18 protein-coding genes are annotated in these 22,896 nt (G+C 73.5%); 10 read left to right on the top strand and 8 right to left on the bottom strand.

Annotated elements, in window-relative coordinates:
- Nucleotides 1-6: 6 nt before the first annotated feature.
- Nucleotides 7-840 (top strand): RNA methyltransferase, encoded by an 834-nt coding sequence (locus CFP66_RS06215; protein WP_094920981.1) that lies wholly within the window; start codon nt 7-9, stop codon nt 838-840.
- Between the two features lies 1 nt (nt 841).
- A complete protein-coding gene (locus CFP66_RS06210) occupies nt 842-1,396 on the top strand; it encodes a DUF2537 domain-containing protein (RefSeq protein WP_094920979.1) in 555 nt (184 codons plus the stop codon).
- A gap of 267 nt (nt 1,397-1,663) precedes the next feature.
- On the opposite strand, the gene sepH is transcribed toward CFP66_RS06210, so the two are convergent.
- The 5 genes from sepH to CFP66_RS48450 all read right to left on the bottom strand — a co-directional run bounded on the left by sepH (nt 1,664) and on the right by CFP66_RS48450 (nt 8,485).
- Nucleotides 1,664-3,001: a septation protein SepH gene (gene sepH, locus CFP66_RS49865; RefSeq protein WP_094920978.1), complete on the bottom strand. Its 1,338-nt coding sequence runs from the start codon at nt 2,999-3,001 to the stop codon at nt 1,664-1,666.
- Nucleotides 3,002-3,265: 264 nt separating this feature from the next.
- On the bottom strand, nt 3,266-4,402 hold the full coding sequence (gene serC, locus CFP66_RS06200) for a phosphoserine transaminase (RefSeq protein ID WP_094921632.1): 1,137 nt from the start codon (nt 4,400-4,402) through the stop codon (nt 3,266-3,268).
- 503 nt (nt 4,403-4,905) lie between these two features.
- A complete protein-coding gene (locus CFP66_RS06195; RefSeq protein ID WP_094921631.1) occupies nt 4,906-5,922 on the bottom strand; it encodes a LacI family DNA-binding transcriptional regulator in 1,017 nt (338 codons plus the stop codon).
- Between the two features lie 5 nt (nt 5,923-5,927).
- Complete coding sequence (locus CFP66_RS48455) at nt 5,928-6,797, bottom strand: ROK family protein (RefSeq protein WP_094920976.1); 870 nt, start codon at nt 6,795-6,797, stop codon at nt 5,928-5,930.
- The gene (locus tag CFP66_RS48450) at nt 6,794-8,485 is read right to left on the bottom strand and encodes a class I mannose-6-phosphate isomerase (protein ID WP_094920975.1); all 1,692 of its coding nucleotides are present in this window, start codon (nt 8,483-8,485) and stop codon (nt 6,794-6,796) included. The genes CFP66_RS48455 and CFP66_RS48450 overlap by 4 nt, the downstream gene beginning before the upstream one ends.
- A 116-nt stretch (nt 8,486-8,601) precedes the next feature.
- Here CFP66_RS48450 and CFP66_RS06180 point away from each other — a divergent pair, with 116 nt between their 5' ends.
- The 5 genes from CFP66_RS06180 (at nt 8,602) to CFP66_RS47010 (ending at nt 16,409) form a co-directional block, all read left to right on the top strand.
- The gene (locus CFP66_RS06180; RefSeq protein WP_094920974.1) at nt 8,602-9,906 is read left to right on the top strand and encodes an ABC transporter substrate-binding protein; all 1,305 of its coding nucleotides are present in this window, start codon (nt 8,602-8,604) and stop codon (nt 9,904-9,906) included.
- Nucleotides 9,903-10,829, top strand: coding sequence for a carbohydrate ABC transporter permease (locus CFP66_RS06175; RefSeq protein WP_094921629.1), 927 nt, complete (start codon nt 9,903-9,905; stop codon nt 10,827-10,829). Before CFP66_RS06180 ends, CFP66_RS06175 begins: the two co-directional genes overlap by 4 nt.
- Nucleotides 10,830-10,839: 10 nt before the next feature.
- Complete coding sequence (locus CFP66_RS06170) at nt 10,840-11,649, top strand: carbohydrate ABC transporter permease (protein WP_094920972.1); 810 nt, start codon at nt 10,840-10,842, stop codon at nt 11,647-11,649.
- A gap of 17 nt (nt 11,650-11,666) precedes the next feature.
- The gene (locus CFP66_RS06165; protein WP_094920971.1) at nt 11,667-14,792 is read left to right on the top strand and encodes a glycoside hydrolase family 38 C-terminal domain-containing protein; all 3,126 of its coding nucleotides are present in this window, start codon (nt 11,667-11,669) and stop codon (nt 14,790-14,792) included.
- Nucleotides 14,793-14,897: 105 nt separating this feature from the next.
- Nucleotides 14,898-16,409 carry a hypothetical protein gene (locus CFP66_RS47010; RefSeq protein WP_143517130.1) on the top strand — a complete coding sequence of 504 codons (1,512 nt, stop codon included), beginning with the start codon at nt 14,898-14,900 and terminating at the stop codon, nt 16,407-16,409.
- Nucleotides 16,410-16,422: 13 nt separating this feature from the next.
- Here CFP66_RS47010 and CFP66_RS06155 read toward each other — a convergent pair whose 3' ends face one another.
- Nucleotides 16,423-17,394 carry a GlxA family transcriptional regulator gene (locus CFP66_RS06155; protein ID WP_094920968.1) on the bottom strand — a complete coding sequence of 324 codons (972 nt, stop codon included), beginning with the start codon at nt 17,392-17,394 and terminating at the stop codon, nt 16,423-16,425.
- A 59-nt stretch (nt 17,395-17,453) separates the two neighbouring features.
- Here CFP66_RS06155 and CFP66_RS06150 point away from each other — a divergent pair, with 59 nt between their 5' ends.
- Nucleotides 17,454-18,737: an MFS transporter gene (locus CFP66_RS06150; protein ID WP_094920966.1), complete on the top strand. Its 1,284-nt coding sequence runs from the start codon at nt 17,454-17,456 to the stop codon at nt 18,735-18,737.
- Nucleotides 18,738-18,773: 36 nt separating this feature from the next.
- Here CFP66_RS06150 and CFP66_RS06145 read toward each other — a convergent pair whose 3' ends face one another.
- Nucleotides 18,774-19,937 (bottom strand): citrate synthase 2, encoded by a 1,164-nt coding sequence (locus CFP66_RS06145; RefSeq protein WP_369804960.1) that lies wholly within the window; start codon nt 19,935-19,937, stop codon nt 18,774-18,776.
- A gap of 214 nt (nt 19,938-20,151) precedes the next feature.
- Between CFP66_RS06145 and pdxH the strand changes: the two genes are divergently transcribed.
- Nucleotides 20,152-20,805, top strand: a complete 654-nt coding sequence (gene pdxH, locus CFP66_RS06140) for a pyridoxamine 5'-phosphate oxidase (RefSeq protein WP_094920965.1) — start codon at nt 20,152-20,154, stop codon at nt 20,803-20,805.
- Between the two features lie 179 nt (nt 20,806-20,984).
- Here pdxH and CFP66_RS06135 read toward each other — a convergent pair whose 3' ends face one another.
- On the bottom strand, nt 20,985-21,983 hold the full coding sequence (locus CFP66_RS06135) for an RNA polymerase subunit sigma-70 (RefSeq protein ID WP_094920963.1): 999 nt from the start codon (nt 21,981-21,983) through the stop codon (nt 20,985-20,987).
- A gap of 98 nt (nt 21,984-22,081) precedes the next feature.
- Here CFP66_RS06135 and CFP66_RS06130 point away from each other — a divergent pair, with 98 nt between their 5' ends.
- A complete protein-coding gene (locus CFP66_RS06130) occupies nt 22,082-22,711 on the top strand; it encodes a TIGR03086 family metal-binding protein (protein WP_198961249.1) in 630 nt (209 codons plus the stop codon).
- The last annotated feature ends 185 nt before the right edge of the window (nt 22,712-22,896 follow it).

Genomic DNA, 22,896 nt, shown 5'->3' with positions numbered 1-22,896 from the left:
TCCGTCGTGGCCACCATCACCCCCGTCGACGACCCGGCCGATCCGCGCGTGACCGACTTCCGCGACCTGACCACGGCCGATCGCCGCCCGGACCGGCCGGGCGGTCGCGGCCTCGTGATCGCCGAGGGTGTCGTCGTGGTGCGGCGGCTGCTCGCGTCGCCCTACCCGGTGCGCTCCCTGCTGGGCGTGCCGCGCCGGTTCGACGAGCTCGCCGACGACCTGACCGGCGTGGACGTCCCGGCCTACGCCACGGACGCCGAGACGATGGCCGCGGTGGTGGGGTTCCACCTCAACCGCGGCGTGCTGGCGGTGGCCGACCGGGCCGCGCAGCCCGAGATCTCGACGATCGTGCGCGACGCGCGGCTCGTGGCCGTGCTGGAGGGCGTCAACGACCACGAGAACCTGGGCGCGCTCTTCCGCAACGCCGCGGCCCTCGGCGTGGACGCGGTGCTGCTCGGGCCCCGCTGCTCCGATCCGCTGTACCGGCGCAGCGTCCGCGTGTCCATGGGCCACGTGCTGCGGGTGCCCTTCGCCGAGCTGCCGGGCCCGTGGCCTGCGTCGTTGGACGTGCTGCGCGCCGCTGGCCTGCGCATCGTCGCGCTCACACCGGCCGCGGATGCGCAGCCGCTCGCGGTCGGCACCACCGGGGCCGGGACGGCGCTCCTGCTGGGAGCCGAGGGTCCGGGCCTCACACCCGATGCGCTCGACGCCGCGGACGCGCGGATGCGGATCCCGATGGCCACCGGCGTGGACTCACTCAACGTCGCCACCGCGGCGGCGGTGGCCTTCCACGCGCTCGCACCGGCACCCGGAAGGGGGAGCGACGACCTAGGCTGGTGACGTGGAGCTCGCCTCGGGGGGACGGGTCCTGCTCGGCGAGCGCCGAGCGGGTGATCCTCCGCTGCCGTCCGATCTCGAGGACGCGCTGCGCGAATGGGCGGCGTTCGCCGTCACGGTCTCCGCCGGCGGTCCCACCGAACGCGACCTCCTGCAGCGTCGCGGCCGGCAGCTGGCCGTCCGGGTGGCCGACACGCTCGGCCGGCCCGTCGCGTACACCGACCCCGTCACGGGGCGTGTGGAGTCCGTTCCGGCCGCACCGAGCGGGCCGATCCCGCGCATCGACCCCGATCCGCCGGGCCCCACCCCGTGGGCCACCGGGCTCGCCGTCTCCGCGTTCACGGCCGTGCTCGTCGCGATCGGCGACATCGCGTTGAGCCGGGCCTTCGCCGACGCGTTCGGGCTGCTCTGGGTGCCGGCGAACGTGCTCGTGGCGCTCGGGCTGACCCCGTCGCTGCACCTGCTGCGGCAGGTGCCCTTCTGGCGCTGGCCCGCGGCGGGCGCCGCGGTGGGCCTCGCGGCGGCCTGGGTCGTGCTGCTGCTCGGGCTGCTCGGTTAGTACCGATCGGAGCCGACCCGATCAGCAAGATCTTTCCGAGATCCACCGGATCGTCCCTCGCAGGGCGAACAGCTCGACCTCGCAATGATCGATCGATTCGAGATCGAGGTGAACGCCCTCGGCGGGGCGCATCCGTGGATCTCGCAACGATCAACGCGGATCGCAACCCCCGCGTGCGGTGTAGCCGGCGCTGCGCGGACCTTGCTGCCGGCCGTTGTGCTCGCAGGCGGCGTGGAACGCGGCCCGCGATCAGACGGCAGCGGTGGCTCAGCGCTGGCCGCGCACCCCGAGCAGGACCTCGTCCCAGGACGGCATGACCGGCTTGCCCTTCTTGGTCCGGCGGTTCGCCGCGGGCTGCGAGGCCGCCGCGGCGGGCTTCGCGGTGTCCTCCGTATCCGTGGCCGGTCCTGCCGTGGTTGCGGGCTCTGCTTTTGCTGCGGGCTCTGCCTTTGCCGCAGGCTCGGCTTTCGCCGGGGGCGGCTCGGTGACCGGCGCCTCCGCGGGCTCCGCCGTGGCGGCAGGCTGCTCGGTGGCCGGTGGCTCGGTGACCGGCGCCTCGGCGGGCGGCTCGACCGGTTCGGGACGGCGGCGCTCCGTGCGGTCGGCCGGTTCGGGGGTGCCGGCCGGCGGGCGCTGCGACTCCTGACGGGAGGTCGGGGCGTCGCCGTCCGGGCTGTCGCTGATCGGGGAGTCGTCGACGGGTTCCTCGACGGCCGGTGCTTCGCGCTCCGGCCGCCGGGCGGGCGGAGCGTCGGTGCGCGCGCGCTCGGGGCGCTGCGGCTCGACCGGGGCCTGGCGCTGCACGGGCGGCATGGACCTGCGCGGCTCCGGCGAGGTGCGAGGGGCGCTGCGCTCCACGGTGCGGGCTTCGGACGTGTGCTCGCGCGGCGCCTCGAGCCGGCCGCCGCGCACCGTGTCGGACGCCGCCGCGCGCAGCTCCTCGTCCGGTGCGGGTGCCGGTGCGGGGTCCTCGGTGCGGGCGATGTCGATCACCGGGCCGACGGTGCGCAGCGGACGCGCGGGCAGCCCTTCGACGAGGTCGCTGGCGTGCTCGTCGACCGCGGTGACGGTGCCGCCGTGGGCGCCGGGCTGGAACGTCCAGTGCGCGCGGTTGTCCGAGCGCCCCGCACGCCAGGACAGGGCGACGATCCACTTGCCGTCCTCGCCCTTCCAGGAATCCCACTCGGCGTCGGCGTACTCCTGGCCGCGCAGGCCGAAGGTGTGCGCGACGACGTCGCCGAGCGTGCGCGAGTCGGGGCCGTCGACGCGCACGGGGTGGGCGCGCTGCGCGACGTCGGCGGTGCGGGATCTCTCCAGCAGGACCGGGTAGGCGAATCGTTCGATCTTCTGCAGCGGGACGCCGGCCGCCGTCGCGACCTGGTCCACGGACGCTCCGGCGCGGATGCGGGCCTGGATCTCACGTGGGCGCAACTGGCTCTCCAACTCGATCGCGATCTGTCCGAGCCGGGCGAGGTCGCCCCGCGCTGCAGCTCGCAACTGCTCGTCGGCGGGCACGGTGAAGCGCTCGCGTCGGCCCGGGTCCTCGAGGACGACGGAGATCTCACCGCCGCCCTCGGTGATCCCGACGACCCGCAGCGCCCGCATCAGCGGCCCTCCTGCTCTCGTTCTCCCCGTCCGGGTGACGGTAGTTGCCAGATCGTGCCCTGCGTCGGAGGCGCGCCGGGGCCACGAGGGTGCACCTGAGGTCATACAGCGCCTCCGACCTGGCCCCTGCCCGGCGCGGCGCGCCGACGACAGCAGGGTCGAGTGGGGCGGATGTTACTGGTGTGACTACGCAGCGCAAACAGTGGCGGCAACTCCTTGTGAGTGGATACGAGTGCTCCAGCACTCGTATCCACTCACAGGGTTTCAGTTCTGGCGCTCGACGACCCAGTCGATGCAGTCCGTCAGGGCGGAGACGTCCGAAGGCTCGACGGCCGGGAACATCCCGATGCGCAGCTGGTTGCGGCCCAGCTTGCGGTACGGCTCGGTGTCGACGATGCCGTTGGCGCGCAGCGTCTTCGCGACGGCCGCCGCGTCGACCGAGTCGGCGAAGTCGATCGTGCCCACGACCTGCGAGCGGTGGGCCGGGTCGCTGACGAACGGGGTGGCGAACTCCGACTTCTCGGCCCACGCGTAGAGCCGGCCCGAGGAGTCGGCCGTGCGCGCGACGCAGGCGTCGAGCCCGCCGAGGCCGAGCATCCAGTCGATCTGCTCCGCCATCAGGTACAGCGTGGCGAGCGCGGGCGTGTTGTAGGTCTGGTCCTTCCCCGAGTTGTCGACGGCCGTGGCGAGCGACAGGAACGGCGGGATCCACCGGTCGGTGGAGGCGAGCTCGGCCACCCGCTCCAGCGCGGCGGGGCTCATCAGCGCGGCCCACAGCCCGCCGTCGGAGGCGAAGCCCTTCTGCGGGGCGAAGTAGTAGGCGTCGGCCTGGGTGACGTCCACCGGCAGCCCGGCTGCACCCGAGGTGGCGTCGATCAGCACGAGCTGGTCGGCGGTGGCGCCCTCGGGGCGCACGACCGGCACCGACACACCCGTGGACGTCTCGTTGTGCGCCCAGGCCAACACGTCGCAGGACGGGTCGGTGGTCGGCTCCGGTGCGGTGCCGGGCTCGGAGGAGATCACGACCGGGTCGGCGAGGAACGGGGCACCGCGGGTGGAGTCGGCGAACTTCGAGGAGAACTCGCCGTAGGTCAGGTGCAGCGCGCGCTCGCGGACGAGGCCGAACGCCGCGGCGTCCCAGAACGCCGTGGAGCCGCCGTTGCCGAGCACGACCTCGTAACCCTCGGGGAGCGAGAACAGCTCCCGCAGCCCGGTGCGCACCCGTCCGACCAGCGACTTCACCGGCTTCTGGCGGTGCGACGTACCCATGATCGCCGCACCTGCCCCGGCGAGGGCGGTGATCTGCTCCGGCCGGACCTTGGACGGCCCGCAGCCGAAGCGTCCGTCGGCGGGCTTGAGGTCGGCGGGGATCTGGAGGTCGCTGGACGTCGAAGCGGTCACGGCCCCCAGTGTCGCAGCCGCGGCCGGATCCGCCGGGGTGTGGGTGCTCACGTCGGTGGCGTGAACTGGGCGAATCCGGCAGCGCGGCCGCTGCTGACGCACCGCCACGGGTCCGCTGATCGATCCGAGAAGTGCCCCAGCGCGGCCGACACCACGCTCCCGTACGCCTGACCGCGATCAACTGCGTGTGATCGCCGCCGGACGTACCTCAGGGCTGCCGGCGCCGCGTCGAGGTGCTTCTCGGAACGATCTGCCTCGGCTGCCGCCGCGCGCGCCGATCACCCCCAGGCCGTCCAGCTGGCCGTACACCGACTTCTGCCTTCGCACACCGACTGCAGTCGGTGTGCCGGCGCAGAAGTCGGTGCGTGAGCGTCGGAGACCGCGCGCGTGGTCGATCGCGCGGGGCGCCCCCCGCACGGCCGTTCCGGTGGTCGCACACCGACTTCTGCTCTCACGCACCGACTGCAGTCGGTGTGCCGGCGCAGGAGTCGGTGTGTGAGCGGTCAGCTCGGGCGCAGGGGGCGGTAGGCCTTGAGGGTCGTCGGGATCGTCACCATGCGGGGGTGGGACGGTGGGTTCTCGTCGGCGATGCGGTCGAGCAGCAGCTCGGCGGCGCGCCTGCCCACCTCGCCGGTGTCGTAGGTGATCACGCTGATCGGGGCGGCGAACAGGTCGGCCAGCGGGACGTCGTCGAAGCCCGCCAGTGCGGCGCTCGAGCCGGTCTCGGCGATCGCGCGGTACGCGCCGACGGTGTTGCGGTTGTTCGCCGCGAACAGCGCCGTGGGCGGGTCGTCGGCGCCCAGCAGCTCCAGCGCGACGGCCTCGGCGGCGCCCGCGTCCGCCGCCACGCTGCGCAGCAGCGCGTCCTCGATACCGACGCCTGCCTCCTCGAGCGCGGCGCAGTGGCCGCGCAGCCGCTCCGCGCCGGTCCACAGCGACCGGCCGAGGCCGAGGAAACCGATCCGGCGGTGACCCTGCGCAACGAGGGCCGCGGTGGCGCGGCGGCTGCCGCCGAAGTCGTCGACGACCACGCAGTCGACGTCCAGGCCGGACGGCGGGCGGGTGGCCAGCACGACGGGGAGCCCGTGCAGCCCGGCGGGTTCGAGGTGGGTGTGGTCGTTGCCGGCGGGCACCACGATGATCCCGTCGACGCGGCGGGAGGCCATGTCGTCGACGAGCTGCCGCTCGCGGTCGAGGTCGCCGCCGGTGTTGCCGATGACCACCCGCATCTCGTGGGTGGAGGCGAAGCTCTCCACGCCGAGCGCGAGCTCCGAGTAGAACGGGTTGGACAGGTTGGTGACGACGAGCCCGAGCAGGCCGCTGGAGCGCCCGGTGCGCAGGCCGCGGGCCAGGTCGTTGCGGCGGTAGCGCAGGGCCTCGACCGAGGCGAGCACGCGGGCACGCATCTCCGGGGACACGCGCGGGTCGCCGCGCAGGGTGCGCGACACCGTCATCGGACTCACGTCGGCGTGCGCGGCCACGTCGCGCATCGTCGGCGTCGGTGCCCGGCCGGCCGCCATCGACGTCACGTCGTCCCCCCTCCCGACCGGTGTGCCCACCAGGCGGCGCCGACGAGGCCCGCGTGCGCCGAGGACGCCGGGACCACCGGGAGATCGACCCGGCCGCCGGACAGGCCCGCGCGCAGCGGGGCGGCCACCAGGTCCCATGATGCCGCGACCGCCCCGCCCACGACCACGAGGGAGGCCCCGAACCGCCGGACCCAGGGCGCCAGGGCGTGGCCGAGGGCCGTGAAGGCGTCGGTGAACAGCACCTGCGCGGCCGCGTCACCGGCCAGGGCGCGCTCGGCGAGGTGGCGCACGTCGACGTCCGGCGCGTCGCCGGCGCGGGCGAGCAGCGCCCGCCGCGAGACCGTGTCCTCCAGCGGCGCGCCGTCGATCGTGAGCAGGTCGGCCCGGCCCTCGGGCGGGACGTCGGGGCCGGATTCGACGGGGATGCCGCGGTCGAGGAAGCAGCTGCCGACACCGGTGCCCAGCGTCAGCACGAGCACGCGGTCGTGGCCCCGCGTGGTGCCGGCCCGCCACTCGCCGACGCCGAACGCGTGGGCGTCGTTGACGAACACGATCCCGGCCGCGTCCAGCTCGCGGGTGAGGACGTCGCCGAGGGCGAACCCGCGCAGGGAGTCGAACTTGCCGACCCCGGTGAACCGGCCGATCCCGGCCGTGTAGTCGAACGGCCCGGGGATCGCGACGCCCCACCGCGCGCCCGGCTGCGGACCGAGCACGGCGGCGCTGCGCCGCAGGTCCTCGACGATCTGCGCGCTCGTCCCGTCCGCGCGCAGCGGGGAGCGGTGCACCCGCTCCGCGACCCACGGCGGCGCGAGGAGGGCGGCGGACACGTGGGTGCCGCCGATCTCCAGCACCGGAACCGCGGTCACGGCACGAAAGCCTGCACGAGCCGGGTCGGACCCGCGGCCTCGACCCGGTAGTCGCCGACGGCGGCGGGCACCACCAGCGTCTCGGCGTAGGCCAGGCGGTGGGTGCGCCCGCCCGCGGAGAACACGGCCGACTCGCCCTCCACGACGGTCCACACGTGGAAGCTCCCGTCCGTCCGCTGGGGGGCGCTCCCGCCCGCGTCCAGGGCGAGCCTGCGGACCTCGAAGAACATCTCGGGCAGGGCCCCGATCAGCTCCTCGCTCCACCCCTCGCCTGCGCCCTGGGGCCGGGGGTCCTGGATGAGCTGCTCGTGCACGGCCTTGCCCTGACGGGTGGTGTCGAGGTTGCGGAAGGCGTGCCCGACGTGCACGGCCCGCTGCCGGCCCGCGGCGTCGCGGCGCAGCCAGTCGTAGAACCTCAGCGAGTACAGGTAGGGCGTGGCGCTGATCTCCAGGACCACGTTGCCCTCGCCGCTGCCGTGCGGGGTGCCGGCGGGCACGAGGTAGAGCTGGTGGGTCGTGGCCGGGTGCTCCTGGACGTGGTCGGTGATGTCGAACGGCACGGCCTCGTGCGCCGCGGCGTGCGCCTCGGCGTGGAACGCGTCCACGTCGACGTCCTCGTGCAGGCCGAGGTAGATCGAGCGCCCGCCGCTCGTCTCCATCACGTAGTAGGTCTCGTGCTGCGTGTAGGGCCAGCCGAAGACCTGCGACATGTACTCCGGCTGCGGGTGGCAGTGCACCGACAGGCTGCCGCCGCCGACCGTGTCGAGGTAGTCGAAGCGCACCGGGAACGAGGTGCCGAACCGCGCGTGGACCTCGGCGCCGAGGACCTCGGCGGGGTGCAGCGCCACCACCGCCGCGAACGGGATCTCGACCTGCGCCTCGGCGTCGTCCCCGAGCAGCACGCCGCTCTCCGGCGCGATCAGCTCGTAGCCCAGCGCCGTGCTGGGCGCGTCGGGGTTGACGCCGAGCTCCTGCTGGGCCCAGTGCCCGCCCCACGACGTGGAGTTGAAGAACGGGCGCGTGCGGAACGGGCGGGCGGCCAGGTCGGTGGCGGTGCGGCGCAGGGTGTCGCCGTCGACGGACGTGGGCCGGGCGGCGTCCTGCACGTCGATGAAGCGGTCGACGCGTGCCAGCAGCGCGTCGCGGTGGCGGTCGAGCAGCGGCCAGTCCACGTAGAACAGCCTGCGGGTGGTGCCGGCGCCGGTGCGCTGGCCGAGGTTGCGCCCGGTGCCGCCGGTGATCTCGGCCTCGGCGCAGCGCTTGGGCCGGTCGGCGTACCAGAGCACGTCGTGGGGCAGCAGCGCCGCGCCCGGTCCGTGGACCAGGAGCACGCCGCCTGCCGGTGGCCCGGCGTGCTCGGGTGCGTCGATCAGGTCGGCGAGGGTGCCCTCGGCGAGGCGGGCGAAGTCGGGGTCGTCGGGCAGCTCCGCCGACGTGGTGCGCTCGACGACGGTGTCCCACGGGGCGAACAGGGCGGCCGCGTCGAGGATCTCGACGCCCGGGAAGCGTGCGCGCAGGTGCCCGGCCAGGTCGGCGGCCAGCCGCGACCAGTCCTGCGTGGCCGGGCCGTCGACGGCGAGCGTGAGCGGCGCCGACGGGAGCTCGGCGACCGGCCCGTCCCATCCGGTGCTCACCGGGCCTCCGACGGCGGGGTAGCGCGGGCTCGGGTCGTAACCGGGGGCGGTCATCCGTACTCCTCACAGCAGATCGAGATACGGATACCTTAGGTTGCTGCAGGCTATTGCTCAACTCGCGTGTTACCGATACCTTCCCTCCATCCCGTTCGCCGACGACCGGAGCCCCGATGACCGATCGGCCGCCCAGCCCGCGCTCCCGCCGGCTGTCCCGCCGCACACTGCTCGGGCTCGTCGGTGCCGGCGGGCTCGCCTGGGCCACGGGCTGCGCGCGCGGCACCTACACCCGCCCCGCGCCCGGCAACGTGCTGACGCTCAACAACGACGTGGCCACCTGGACGAACGCCTACGGCGCGGCGTCCGCGGTGCTCGAGCAGCGGACCGGCTCCCGGCTCGCCGTGCGGGCGGTGCCGAACCAGAGCACCTACCAGCAGATCGTGCGGATGTCGGCGCAGACCGAGGCCACCACGGACCTGTTCAAGTGGTGGAACGGCTACCGGCTGCAGGACATCGCGCGCGGCGGCATCGTCACCGACCTCTCCGCCGTGTGGGACCACGCGCAGGAGCAGGGCTGGGTGGACCCGGTGATGCGCGAGTCGTTCAGCCTCGACGGCCGTCCCTACGCGCTGCCGCTCTACAAGACCTACTACCCGATGTTCTTCAGCCGCCGCGCGTTCGCCGAGTCCGGGGTGTCGGTGCCGACGACGTTCGCCGAGCTGCTGGAGGTGGCCGGCACCCTGCGCGATGCGGGGATCACGCCGATCGGGGCCACCGGTGCCACCACCTGGGAGTCGATCGTCTGGTTCAGCCAGCTGCTGATCGGCCGCAGCCCCGACTACTACGAGGACGTCACGGCGGGACGGGCGAGCTACCTGGACGACACGGCGACGGCCGCGATGGAGCTCTGGGCGCAGATGTACGCCGACGGCCTGTTCTCCGAGCCGGACACCGACGCGTCGGGCTTCCCGGGCATGTTCGCCGACGGCACGCTCGGCATGACGCTCGGGGGCACGTTCAACATCAACAGCTACACCGAGGCCGGGCTCGGCGCCGCGGACGTCGGGATGTTCCTGGTGCCACCGGTGGATCCAGGGGTGGAGCAGGCAGTGGTGGTGGAGAGCGCGGCCCTGTGCGTCTCGGCCAACGCGCACAAGCACGAGCAGGCGATGGCGGTGGCCGACAATTGGCTCGCCACCGACGTGCAGCAGGCCTGGGTCGACCAGCTCGGCGACGCCTCGGCGAACCCCGCCGCGCTGCCCACCGGCAGCGTCGTGGCCGACTTCGCCCACGACGTCGCCCGGGTCCGCCCCCGCGAGGTCATCCGCTACTGGGAGGCCTCCCCGCCGGTACTGGTGGAGGGCAACGCGCAGGACCTGAGCGCGTTCATGGTGACGCCCACCGTCGACAACGGGATCAGGGTGCTGCGGACCATGCAGGACCGCGCCGACGCCGAATGGGAGGCCTGGCGAGCATGAGCGTGCTGACCCCCGCCGCCGAGGTCGAGCGCCCGGCGAGCACACCCGCGACCGGTTCGGCGCGCCGCAGCCCACGCTCCGTGCTGGCGATCGCGCTGTTCCTGACGCCCGCGGTCGGGCTCGTCGCGCTGCTGATGATCGTGCCGTTCCTGGACACGGCCTACCGCAGCTTCTTCGCCGACAACGGCTTCACCCGCACGTTCGTCGGCTTCGACAACTACGTCACGTTGTTCACCAGCGCCGGCTTCGGCCAGACGCTGGTCAACACCCTGATGTGGGTGGCCGGCACGCTCGCCCTGCCGGTGCTGATCGGCCTGCTGATCGCCGTCGGCACGCACGATCTGCGCTGGGGCGCGGTCGCCCGGTTCAGCCTGGTGCTGCCCTACGCGCTGTCCGGCGCGGCCACCGCCGTCGTCTGGATGTTCGTGCTGCGTGACGACGGCGCGCTCAACTCCGCGCTGGCCGCGCTCGGCCTCAGCGGTCTGGAGCAGGGCTGGCTGCTGGAGTGGCCGCTCAACACGCTCGTCATGATCGTGGCGAGCACCTGGCAGGGCACCGGCGTGGCCGTGATCCTGTTCCTGATCGGGCTGCAGGCGATCCCGCCGTCGACGATCGAGGCGGCGAAGCTCGACGGCGCGACCGGCGTCCGGCTGTTCTGGAACATCACGCTGCCGCAGCTGCGCCCGATCACCGTGGTGGTCGTCGGCATCTCCGTCGTCAACAGCCTGAAGACCTTCGACATCGTCTGGCTGCTCAGCAAGGGCGGACCGGGCACGGCCTCGGAGACGCTCGCGCTGACCATGTACCGCGAGACGTTCACGCTCGCCCGCTACGGCGCGGGCGCGGCCGTCGCGGTGGTGCTCACGGTGGTGGTCGTCGCGGTGTCCTGGCTCTACCTGCGCCGCCAGCTGAAGTCCGATTGAGGAGCCGGTGATGGGACGTACGGTCAAAGGTGTCGTGCTCGTGGTCACCGCACTGCTGTGGCTGGTGCCCAGCTGGCTGCTGGTGGTCAACTCCTTCACCGCGGTGGCGGACTACGATGGAACACCCGCGTGGTGGCCCGTCTCGTGGGCGTTCCTCGACAACGTCGGCACGGCCTTCTCCATGGCCAACGTCGGCTCCGGGATGCTCAACAGCGCCGTCTACGCCGCCCTCGGCGGGCTGATCGCGGTGGTGGTCGCGGCGCTGGCGTCGTTCGCGGTGGTGATCATGCCGGTCAAGCGGCCCGCGCTGTGGTTCTGGGCGATCTACGTGGGCACGATCCTGCCGCTGCAGATGTTCCTCGCGCCGCTGTTCAACGGGTACGCGGTCACATCGCTGTACGACACGCAGTACGGGATGCTGCTGATCTACGCGGCGCTCGCGGTGCCGTTCGCGTTCTTCGTCGTGCGCAACTACATGACGACCGTGCCGAGCGAGATGCGCGAGGCGGCGGCGCTGGACGGCGCGAGCTGGTTGCGGATGTTCCTGTCGATCCACCTGCCGCTGGTGCGCAGCGCGATGGTGGCCGCGTTCCTGTTCCAGTTCACCTGGATCTGGAACGACCTGCTGTTCGGGATCACGCTCGGGACCAGCCCGAACGTCCGGCCGGCCATGGCGGCGCTCGCGGACCTCAGCAGCAACTACTCGAACGTCGGGCCGCCGGTCGTGCTCGCGGGCGCGCTCGTGGCGTCGCTGCCGACCATCGTCTTGTTCTTCGCCTTCCAGCGCTTCTTCACCCGCAGTCTCAAGCTCACCTCCTGAAGGGTTCTTCCTCCTCCATGACGACCAAGGCACTCATCGCCGCCACCCCCTGGTCCGCCGACAAGGCGAAGGCCGGGATGGTCGACTTCGCCACCGCGGGCCGGGGCAGCCTCGGCGGCCGCCCCGTCCGCATCGTCGCCGAGCAGCTGTTGCGCGCCGCTCCCGGGGGCGGGCGGCAGCAGGCCGTGCGGATCGAGGTGGACGGGCTCGGCGAGTTGCGGGCCGCCGACGTGCAGCTGTTCACGGAGGGCGGATCCGCGGTCCCGGCCGAGGAGGTGGCCGGCCCGGCGGGGTCGCTGCGGCTCCTCGTGCCCGCGGTCGACGGGCCCACCACGCTGCGGCTCGCGATCCCGTCGCTGGACGCCGACGGCACGGTCGAGGTGGCCGTGGCGCCGGTGCGGGAGTGGACGATCCACCTCGTCCACCACAGCCACCTCGACATCGGCTACACCGACCCGCAGGGCACGGTGCTCGCCGAGCACGTCGGGTTCCTCGACTCCTGCCTCGACCTCGTCCGCGCGACGGCCGACCGTCCCGACCAGGCGAAGTTCCGCTGGGCCGTCGAGTCGCTGTGGTCGTTCGAGCAGTGGGTGGCGGCGCGCTCGCCGGAGCGGGTGGAGGAGTTCGTCTCCTACGTGCGCAACGGGCAGATCGAGCTCACCGCGCTGCCCTACAACCTGCACACCGACACCTGCTCCACCGACGAGCTGCACGAGCTGCTGCGCCTCGCGCGGTGGGTCCGCGACACCTACGGCGTGGAGTTCACCTCCGCGATGCAGACCGACGTGCCCGGCACCGTCGCGGGCCTGCCGGACGCGCTCGCCCAGCTCGGCGTGCGCTACCTGTCGGTGGCGCACAACTGGGCCGGCCGGTCGGTGCCGCACCTCAACGGGGGCCAGAAGCTGCCGCGGCTGTTCCGCTGGCGCTCGCCCGCCGGCAACTCGGTGCTGGTCTGGATGACCGACAGCCCGCACGGCCTCGCCTACATGGAGGGCTCGGTGCTCGGCTTCGACACCTCCTACGAGGAGGTGGACGGGATGCTGCCGGCCTACCTCACGGCGCTGGCCACCAAGCCGTACCCGTTCCCGCCGGGGATGTTCGGCTGGCACGGCGACGCCGTGCACGACCGCGAGCCCTACCCGTGGGACGTGCTGCACCTGCGCGTGCAGGGCATGTTCGGCGACAACGCGCCGCCGCGGATGATCATGGCCGACACCGTGGCCCGCTGGAACGAGAACTGGCTCTACCCGCGGCTGCGCCTGTCGCGCAACGAGGACTTCTTCCGCGACGCCGAGGAACGTCTCGACGGGCAGATCCAGGAGTTCGAGGGCGACTGGGGCGACTGGTGGGTGGAAGGCGTCGGGTCCGGCGCGCGTCCGCTCGCGATGACCCGCAAGGCGCAGGCCGCCGTCACCGGGGCGCAGACGATGAGCGGCATGTCGGCCCTGCTCGGCGGCGAGGCGCTGGCCGACGAGGCCGAGCACTCCGATCGGGTCTACCGCTCGATCTCGCTGTTCAACGAGCACACCTGGGGCGCGTCCAACCCGTGGACCGACGGCGACGAGGGGATGCACTCCGGTGAGCAGCAGTGGCACTGGAAGTACGCCCACGGCGTGAACGCGCAGGACGACGCCGCGACGTTCACCGACCACGCGTCGGCCCGGCTCGGCGAGGTCCTCCCGGAGAGCGGCGACGCGGTCGTCACCTACTACGCCACCAACACGACCGCGCTGGCCCGCACCGCGACCGTGCGGCTGTTCGTCCGCGAGAGCCGCGTGCCGCTCGACCGGACGATCGAGGTCCGCGACGGGCGCACCGGCAAGCCGCTGCCGATCACCGTGGCCGGCCAGCAGAACCCGAACCACCGCGACGCCGGGCGCATCGTCACCGTGCACGTGCCGGATCTGCCGCCGCTGGGCCACGTGCGCCTCGACGTCGTCACCCCGGAGGGGGAGGCGGAGACCACAGCGCAGGCCTCAGGGCCGGTCGCGGCCGAGCACCCCGACCCGCTCGTGATCCAGAACGAGCACCTGCGCGTGCGCGTCGACCTCTCCCGCGCCTGCATCGCCTCGATCGTGGAGCTGGCCACCGGTCGCGAGCTGGTGAACACCGACGCCGTGGTCGGCTTCAACGCCTACGTCTACGACACCTACACCACGGCCGGTGGCTACAACCACCAGTCGAACAAGACGGCGGTGTCGCCGGAGCTGGAGCTGCTCGGCAGCCGCACGCTCGCCCGGCCCGCCGCGTTCCTCGAGCGCGTGGACACCGGGGTGGAGCAGCGGCTCACCTTCGAGTTCGCCGCCGACGGCGTGCGCTGGGCCCGCACCACGCTGCGGCTGGGCCGCGACCAGGCGCGCCTGGACATCGAGAACCGGATCTCCAAGCCCGCCACGATGACCAAGGAGAGCGCCTTCTTCGCGTTCCCCTTCGCGGCCGACGACCCGGTCGTCCGGTACGAGATCACCGGCGCGCTCACCGGGGACGGGCTGGAGCACGTGCCCGGTGCACCGCAGCACATGCGGGCGATCCGGAACTGGGCGAGCGTGGCCGACGGGGACCACGCCGTGGCCTGGGCCACCGACGAGGCCCCGCTCGTGCATCCGGAGACGATCGCGCTGCCCTACGCGCCGTTCCCCGACTCCACGACCCCGCGGGAACCCGCGACGATCTACTCCTGGGTGCACAACAACGTCTGGGACACCAACTTCCCCTCCCAGCAGGGCTTCACCGCGTCCGTGCGCTACGCGGTGGGCGTGCGACGGGCCGGGGAGCAGCTGTCCCCGTCGGGGCTCGGCATCCGGACGGCCGCGGAACTGACCCTGCCGGTGCACGGCGTGCTCGCCACCGGTCCCGCCGCCGAGGCGGTACCGGAGCGCTCGCTGCTCGAGCTCGACGACGACCGGGTCCGGCTGGTGTCGGTCTCGGCCGCGGACGGCGGTGTGCTGCTGCGCCTGCAGTCCTACGCCGAGGAGCCAGTGGCGCTGCGCGCCCGCGTGCGGGTGCCGGTGGCCGGGGCGTGGACCGCGACCTACCTCGGCGACCGCGGCGAGGCGCTGACGGTCGACGCGGGCGTCGTGGCGGTCGACATGCCCCGCATGGGCAGCGTCGGCGTACTGCTGGAGCCGGCCTCGACGCGGTAGGTCACCCGACCGGCGGGCGGGCTTCGGCATCGTTCTGCGGGGTGTGCCCACGCGGGCGGGCGATCGCTGACACGATGCGGAGGACGTTGATCTCAGGGGGCCTACGTGTCGAACGAGCAGGAGCGACCGGAACCGGCCGACAGCACCCCGCGCGAGGACGCACCGCGCGACCCGGCGGGGAGCGGCCGCGAGGAGGCCGCGCCGGAGCGGCCGGGGTCCGGGGGAGGTACAGGCGGTGCCGAGCCGGAGGCGCCGGCGGCCGGAGCGGACGCCGGCACCGCAGCAGTCGAGGGGCCGCCGTCGGCCGGGCCGAGCGTCGGGGCGACGGCGGCCGAGTCCGACCCCGGGCCGGAGTCCGGTGAGCCGCCCACCGTCGCGCAGGAGACCCCGCAACCGGACCCGGTCCCGGGCGGGCCGGATGGGTACGGGCCGGGCGAGTACCCGACGCCCGTCGGGCAGCCGGATCCCGGGCATCCGGGTTATGGCCAGCCGGGTTATGGCCAGCCGGGTTACGGGCAGCCGGGTTTTGGCCAGCCGGGTTATGCCCAACCGAGCTACGGGCAGCCGGGTTATGGCCAGCCGGGTTACGGACCGCCCGGGTACGAGCAGGCCGCGTGGCAACCGGGGTACGGGCCGTCTGCGTACGGACCGGGTTACGACCAGCCGGGTCACGGACCGTCCGCCTACGGCCGGCCCCCGTACGGAGCCCAGCCGGGGTACGGCGCTCCTGGCTCCTGGCCCGCGGCGCCCCAGCCGGGGGTCGTGCCGCTCCGTCCCCTCGCCGTCGGCGACGTGCTGTCCGCCGCGATCGGCTACATCCGGGCGAACCCGCTGCTCACGCTCGGGGCGAGTGCCGCGATCATGCTCGTCACCCAGGTCGTCCAGCTCGTCGTCGACCTGACCCTGCCGCAGCCGGATCCGAGCGCGCTGGCCACGGGCCGGGTCGGCTGGCTCGCGGCGGCGGGCCAGATCGGGAGCACGCTGGTCGCGGTCGTGCTCGGCGCGCTCCTCACCGGCCTGCTGTTCGTGGTGCTCAGCCGGGCCGTGCTCGGGCAGCGGATCGACGTCGCCGCCGCGTGGCGCGCCGTGGCGCCCCGGCTAGCGGGCCTGATCGGGCTGACCCTGCTCATCGGGGTCGCGGTCGTCGCGGTCGTGGTGGTCGTGGCGATCCCGGCGGCGGTCGTCGCGGCCACCGGATCCGGTGACGCCATCCTGCTGGCGGTTGTCCTGATCATGGTCGCGACCCTGGTCGCCGTCTACCTGTCCGTGCTGTGGGTCCTGGCGCCCGCCGCCTACGTCCTGGAGCCGATCGGCGTGGTGGCGGCCATCGGGCGGTCCCGCAGGCTCGTCCACGGCGTCTGGTGGAGGACGTTCGGCGTCCTGCTGCTCACCGCGCTTCTGGTGGTCGTGCCCATGATCGTGGTCATCGGGGTGCTCGGCGGTCTCAGCCTCGACCCCGAGGACACCGGGTCCATGGTCCGGGCGGCGATCGGCGTCGTCGTGGCCAGCTCGTTCGCCGTGCCGTTCGCCACGGGCGTCACCGGGTTGCTCTACATCGACCAGCGGATCCGCCGGGAGCGGTTCGACGTCGAGCTGGCCCGCTGGGTGGGCCTCTAGCGGGAACCCCTGGTCACACGCCCACCGGCTCCACCCCGCGGTAGGTGCGCCGGTAGGCGAGCGGCGCGACGCCGATGGCGGCGTGCAGGTGCTGGCGCAGCGAGGCCGTGGTGCCGAACCCGCACTCGGCGGCGATGCGCTCGACCGGAAGGTCGGTGCCCTCCAGCAGGCGCCGTGCCGCGGCCACGCGTTGGGTCGTGAGCCAGCGGGCGGGGCTCACCCCCGTCTCCTCGCGGAAGCGGCGCGTGAACGTCCGCACGCTCATGGCGGCGTGCGCCGCGAGGTCGGCGAGGGTGAGCGGATCGTGGAGGCGCTCCAGCGCCCACGCGCGGGTGGGCGCCGTGCCGGGGCCCTCGGCGTCCGGCGCGGGCTCCATGAACTGCGACTGGCCGCCCTCGCGCCACGGGGCCACGACGCTGCGCCGCGCCACCCGGTTGGCCACGACGGCGCCGTGGTCGCGGCGCACGACGTGCAGGCACAGGTCGATGCCCGCGGCGTTGCCCGCCGAGGTGAGCACGTCGCCGTCGTCGACGTACAGCACGTCCGGGTTCAGTGCGACCTGCGGGAACAGCGCGCGGAACGCGTCGGCGTGCATCCAGTGGGTGGTGGCCGGGCGCCCGTCGAGCAACCCGGCCGCGGCCAGCACGAACGCGCCCGTGCAGATCGAGACCATCCGCGCGGACAGCCCGTCCAGCGCGGCCGCGAGCTCGGGCTCCAGCACCCCGCGTTCCTTCGCCGAGCCGCTGTGGACGCCGGGGACGATCACGGTGTCGGCGGTGCGCAGGATCGAGGCGTCGTGTTCGGGCAGCACCTGGTAGCCCGCCGACGTGCGCACCGGGCCGCCGTCCAGCGTGGCGACGCGCACGCGGTAGAGGGGACGTTCCGCGTCGTCGACGGCCGTGCCGATCAGTTTGTGGGGCAGCCCCAGCTCGAACGCCACCACGTCCGGCAGCGCGAGCACGGCGACCTCGTGGAGTCCGGTCATGGCCGGATTCTTTCACGTATTGGCCCTCGGGCCACTGTTGCCGGGCGCGCCGTGCGGCGATGCTGCCGGACGTGACCGAGCTCCGCACCGCGCGCGTGCCGCGCATCCACCCGGCGTGGTGGGTCGCCGCCGTGACGTTTTTGGCCCTCGTCGGGGCCGCCGGCTTCCGGGCCGTGCCCGGCGTGCTGATGAACCCGCTGCACGACGAGTTCGGCTGGTCGATCTCCACGATCTCGCTCGCCGCGGCCGTCAACATGGCGCTCTACGGCCTGACCGCCCCGTTCGCCGCCGCGCTGATGGAGCGCTTCGGCATCCGGCGGGTCGTGACGGCCGCGCTGGTCGTCGTGGCGGCCGGGAGCGGTCTCACGGTCTTCATGACGCAGAGCTGGCAGCTGATCCTGTGCTGGGGCGTGCTCGTCGGCCTCGGCACCGGGTCGATGGCGCTCGCGCTCGTCGCCACCGTCACGGGCCGCTGGTTCGTGGCCCGGCGCGGCCTGGTCTCCGGCGTCCTGACCGCAGGCGGCGCGGCGGGTGGGCTGGTGTTCCTCCCGCTCGTCTCGCAGCTCGCCGAAGGCTACGGCTGGCGGCCCGCCTCGCTGGCCGTCGCGGTGGCAGCGCTGGCCGTCGCGCCGTTCGTGATGTGGCTGCTGCGGGACCGGCCGCGGGACGTGGGCGTGACGCCCTACGGCGGCACCGCGGCCGACGACGCCGAGCCGATGCGCAGCGGGGCGGCGCGCATGGCGCTGCGCACGCTCGCCGCGGCGGCCCGTGCGAAGGGTTTCTGGTACCTGGCCGCAGGCATGATGATCTGCGGCGCCACCACCATGGGCCTGATCCAGCCGCACTTCGTGCCGGCGGCGCACGACCACGGGATGCCGCAGACGGTGGCCGCAGGCCTGCTGGCGCTGGTCGGGATCTTCGACGTGGCCGGCACCATCGCGTCCGGCTGGCTCACCGACCGCATCGACCCGCGGTACCTGCTGCTCGTCTACTACGTGCTGCGCGGCCTGTCGCTCTTGGCGCTGCCCACCCTGTTCGGGCCGGACATCCAGGCGAACATGGTGGCGTTCATCGTGTTCTACGGGCTCGACTGGGTGGCGACGATCCCGCCCACGATGGCGCTGTGCCGGGAGCTGTTCGGGGCGGCCGCGCCCGTCGTGTTCGGGTGGGTGTTCGCCTCGCACCAGGTGGGTGCGGCGGCGATGGCGCTGGGAGCCGGCATCGTCCGCGACGAGCTCGGCGCCTACGACATGGCCTGGTACGTGGGAGGCGGCCTGTGCATGGTGGCCGGCGTGCTCTCCCTGCTGGTCCGCGGCCGAACCAACGGCACTTCCGTCGGCTAGGAAGCGACGAAAGTGCCGTTGGTTGCGCGTGGCTCGTTACGCGTGGCGGATGTCCGCCCAGCCCTCGACCTCTTCCGGGCTTCTCGGGCCGGGGCCGATGTACTGCGCGCTCGGGCGCACCAGCTTGCCCTCGTGCTTCTGCTCCATGACGTGCGCGGACCAGCCGGCGGTCCGGGCGCTGGTGAACATCGCGGGCATCATGTGCGGCGGCACTTCGGCGAAGTCCAGGATCACGGCGGCCCAGAACTCGACGTTCGTCTCGATCGGGTGGTCGGGGCGGCGGGTGCGCAGCTCGGACAGGGCGGCCTGCTCGAGCGCCGCGGCCGCCTCGTAGCGCGAGGCCTTGAGCTCCCGGCAGGTGCGGCGCAGCACGCGGGCGCGCGGGTCCTCGGCCCGGTAGACCCGGTGCCCGAAGCCCATCATCCGCTCCCTGCGGTCGAGGATGCCCTTCACCAGGCCCTCGGGGTCGCCGGTGCGCTCGACCTCCTCGATCATCGGCAGCACCCGGGCCGGCGCGCCGCCGTGCAGGGGGCCGGACATCGCGCCGATCGCCCCGGACAGCGAGGCGGCCACGTCGGCGCCGGTCGAGGCGATGACGCGCGCGGTGAACGTGGAGGCGTTCAGGCCGTGCTCGGCGGCGGAGACCCAGTACGCGTCCACGGCCCGGATGTGCGCCGGGTCGGGATCACCGCGCCAGCGGGTCATGAACCGCTCGGTGATCGTGGAGCACTCGTCGATGCGCGCCTGCGGCACCGCGGGCACGCCGATCCCGCGCGCGGACTGCGCGACGTAGGACAGCGCCATGACCGAGGCGCGGGCGAGCTGGTCGCGGGCCTCCTCGTCGCCGATGTCGAGCAGCGGGCGGTAGCCCCAGTACGGGGCGAGCATCGCGAGCGCGGCCTGCACGTCCACCCGGACGTCGCCGGTGTGCACCGGGATGGGGAACGGCTCGGCGGGCGGCAGCCCCGGCCCGAACCGGCCGTCGACCAGGAGCGCCCAGACGTTGCCGAAGGTCACCTGGCCGACGAGGTCCTCGATGTCGACGCCCCGGTAGCGCAGCGAACCGCCGTCCTTGTCGGGCTCGGCGATCTGCGTCCGGAAGGCGACGTGCCCCTCCAGCCCCGGCGTGAACCCGGGGGGCGGCGGGGGCGGTGCGCTCTCGTTCCGGTCGGCTCCGGGTGCGGCCGGCGCAGTGGTCACCGCGTCCTCCTCGTCGTGGACCATGCCGTCGTGGCCACAGTGATGGCCCCGTGCAGCAGAAGACCACCCCGTGATCGGCGGGCGTGGTTGGCTGCACCTTGCACCCGCTCCGATCGGCGTGCAACGGGACGACCGGGTGGCATCGGTCACCGGGGGTGTCGATCGGGGCGGATAGCACATAGCGTGGTGGGCCGGCTACCCGGGGGAGGCGTCGATGGCAGAGCAGCTGGCGACGATGCGAGTGGACTACGTGCGGACCGATGAGCTCGACGTGGGCGACCTCGCCCCGACGTGGCACGAGCAGCTCGCGCTGTGGCTGGACGAGGCCGTCACCGACGGCGTCGCCGAAGCCAACGCGATGGTGCTCGCCACGGCCGGCGAGGACGGTCGTCCGACTTCGCGCACGGTGCTGTGCAAGGGGCTCGACGCCCGCGGCGTCGTGTTCTACACGAACTACACCTCGGCGAAGAGCCACCAGCTGCGGGCCACGCGCTACGCGTCGGCCACCTTCCCCTGGTACGCCCAGCACCGGCAGGTGCACGTGCGCGGCACGGTGGAGCTGGTCACGGCGGCCGAGAACGCGGCGTACTGGGCAGGCCGGCCGCGTGGCTCCCAACTGGGGGCGTGGGCGTCCGCGCAGTCGGTGGAGGTGCGCGACCGCCGGGTCCTCGACGACGCGCTCGCCACCGCCACCCGGCGCTTCTCCGCCGAGGAGCCGGTGCCCGCGCCGCCGCACTGGGGTGGATGGCGGATCGTGCCGGAGCAGGTCGAGTTCTGGCAGGGGCGCAGCAACCGCATGCACGACCGGCTGCGCTTCGAGCTGGACACGCACGACCGCACCTGGCGCATCCGCCGCCTGGCCCCCTGACCCGCGGCACTCCCGCACGCGGCCCTCGACTCGCGGAACCCCCGCGAGTCGGGGTCTCGTGCCCGCGAGTCGCGCTGCGAATGCGCGCGTGTCGCGGGCCGGTGTCCTCGTGCGGGCCTACGAGACCTCGAGGAATTGCGGGACGAGCGGACCGGCACGGTGTCGGGTGACGGCCCGCGTCACCCGACCGTCGGGGGCAGGTCGAACCATCGGGTCAGCCCGTGGCCGAGGAACCACGTCACGGCGCCGATCCGGTCACCGCTCGGGCGCAGGACGAGCAGACCCGCTGGATGCGCGGTCGTCCCGTCGGGCTCCGCCAGGTAGCAGGCCAGGGCCGGGTGCGTGTTGGCGCGGGTGCCCACCAGGTGGAGGTGGCGGCGACCGCGCCAGCCGGTGAACGTGGTGAGGAGATCCGCGATCGCGGCCCGGCCCTGGTACTCGTGCGGAGCGGGCGGCATGGTCAGCCACGCGTCGTCGGTCAGCAGCCGGACGACACCCTCGACGTCGCCCGCCGTGAACGCGGCGGCGAAGCGCTGCGTCAGGTCGCGCTCGGCCGGCGAGTCCGGCGGCGCCACGCTCCCGGGGCGGGGATGGGCCCGCACGTGCGCACGGGCGCGCTGCAAGGTTCCTTTGACGGCGTTCGTGCTGGTGTCCAGCATGGACGCGACCTCGGAGGTGGAGAAGCCGAGCACGTCGCGCAGCACGAGCACGGCGGTCTGGCGTGGCGGCAGGTGCTGCAGTCCGGCGACGAACGCCAGTTCGACCGCTTCCTTGGCGCGGTAGCGCGCCTCGGGCCCCGGCTCGGTGTCGGCGATCTGCTCCACCAGGTGGTCCGGGTAGGGCTGCAGCCAGGTCACGTCGGTGCGGCGCGTGGGTTCCGGCGGGGCGAAGGAAGGCTGCGGCTCCGGCGGCCTGCGCCGCCCAGCGTCGCGCAGCGCGTTGAGGCAGCGGTGGGTGGCGATGCGGTAGAGCCAGGCCCGCAGCGACGCCCGCCCCTCGAAGCCGTCCAGACCGCGCCACGCCGCGAGCAGCGTCTCCTGCAGCAGGTCCTCGGCGTCCGCGAGCGACCCGAGGACGCGGTAGCAGTGCAGGTGCAGCTCGCGCCGGTAGGGGTCGGTCAGCTCGCGGAACGCGTGCTCGTCACCTCGTCGAGCGCGCTCCAGCACGTCCTGGCTCACCGTGGGATCGTGCCACCCGGCCTGATCGCACCGTTCCGTTCCCGAAGCCGGTGGTGTCTCGACAAGCGACGGACATCGGTCCACGGGAAGGAACGACAGTGAACGACAGCACCGAACAGGCTCCCCTCGACGACCTCGCCGCGGTCCTGCGCATCGTCGGCGAGCTGGTGGGCGACGTCCGGCACGACCGGTGGAGCGCACCCACCCCGTGTCCCGAGTGGGACGTGCGCGCGCTGGTCGAGCACATGGTGCTCGGTCACCGCCTCTTCGCCGCGATCCTCCGCGGCGAGGCGACGGTCACCGCGGGTGCCTTGGAACCCGGGTCGGCCGACGCGCTCGGCGACGATCCCGCGGGGACCTACCGGGAGGCTGCGGACAGCCTGCTGGCCGCGTTCGGGCAGCCGGGCGTGCTCGGACGGACCTTCGAGGTGCCCGTCGGGCCGGTGCCCGGCATCGTCGCGGTCCACCTGCGCATCGTCGAGGAGCTGGTGCACGGCTGGGACCTCGCGCAGGCGACCGGCGGGCAGCCCCGGTTCCCCGACGACGTGGTCGAGCGCGCGGCGGAGTTCACCCGCGTCAAGCTCGCCGACGTCCCACCGGAGCGATCCCCGTTCGCGCCACCACGGCCGGTGTCCGACCTCGCCCCACCGATCGACGGGCTCGCGGCGCTGCTGGGCCGGACCGCACTCGCAGGATCAGCCGCAGCGACCCCGACTCGCCGACACTGAGACCCCGACTCGCGGGTGTTGGGCCCCGACTCGCGGAACTCCGCGAGTCGGGGTCGCCCCGTCCGCGAGTCGGGCTCTCGGTGCGCGGGTGTCGCGCTGGGGTGGTTCGTCCGTTTCGGTCGTGAGGACGGGCACTCGCCGCCGGATCGAGGGGTGGCTCTGCAGGCCAGGGGTGGTAGTCGTTG

Origin of the sequence: Pseudonocardia sp. MH-G8 (assembly GCF_002262885.1) — a bacterium.
In the GTDB taxonomy this organism is placed as follows: Bacteria; Actinomycetota; Actinomycetes; order Mycobacteriales; family Pseudonocardiaceae; genus Pseudonocardia.
The sequence above is the reverse complement of the archived record's forward strand: the minus strand, read 5'-3'. Positions and strand labels throughout refer to the sequence as shown.

Coding starts and splice junctions, on each gene's coding strand:
- sepH (WP_094920978.1), bottom strand. CDS start 3,001: ATGCGGGCGCTGCGGGTCGTCGGGATCACCGAGGGCGGCGGTGAGATC.
- CFP66_RS06195 (WP_094921631.1), bottom strand. CDS start 5,922: ATGGCGGCCGGCCGGGCACCGACGCCGACGATGCGCGACGTGGCCGCG.
- CFP66_RS48450 (WP_094920975.1), bottom strand. CDS start 8,485: ATGACCGCCCCCGGTTACGACCCGAGCCCGCGCTACCCCGCCGTCGGA.
- CFP66_RS06180 (WP_094920974.1), top strand. CDS start 8,602: ATGACCGATCGGCCGCCCAGCCCGCGCTCCCGCCGGCTGTCCCGCCGC.
- CFP66_RS06175 (WP_094921629.1), top strand. CDS start 9,903: ATGAGCGTGCTGACCCCCGCCGCCGAGGTCGAGCGCCCGGCGAGCACA.
- CFP66_RS06170 (WP_094920972.1), top strand. CDS start 10,840: ATGGGACGTACGGTCAAAGGTGTCGTGCTCGTGGTCACCGCACTGCTG.
- CFP66_RS06165 (WP_094920971.1), top strand. CDS start 11,667: ATGACGACCAAGGCACTCATCGCCGCCACCCCCTGGTCCGCCGACAAG.
- CFP66_RS06155 (WP_094920968.1), bottom strand. CDS start 17,394: ATGACCGGACTCCACGAGGTCGCCGTGCTCGCGCTGCCGGACGTGGTG.
- CFP66_RS06150 (WP_094920966.1), top strand. CDS start 17,454: ATGCTGCCGGACGTGACCGAGCTCCGCACCGCGCGCGTGCCGCGCATC.
- pdxH (WP_094920965.1), top strand. CDS start 20,152: ATGGCAGAGCAGCTGGCGACGATGCGAGTGGACTACGTGCGGACCGAT.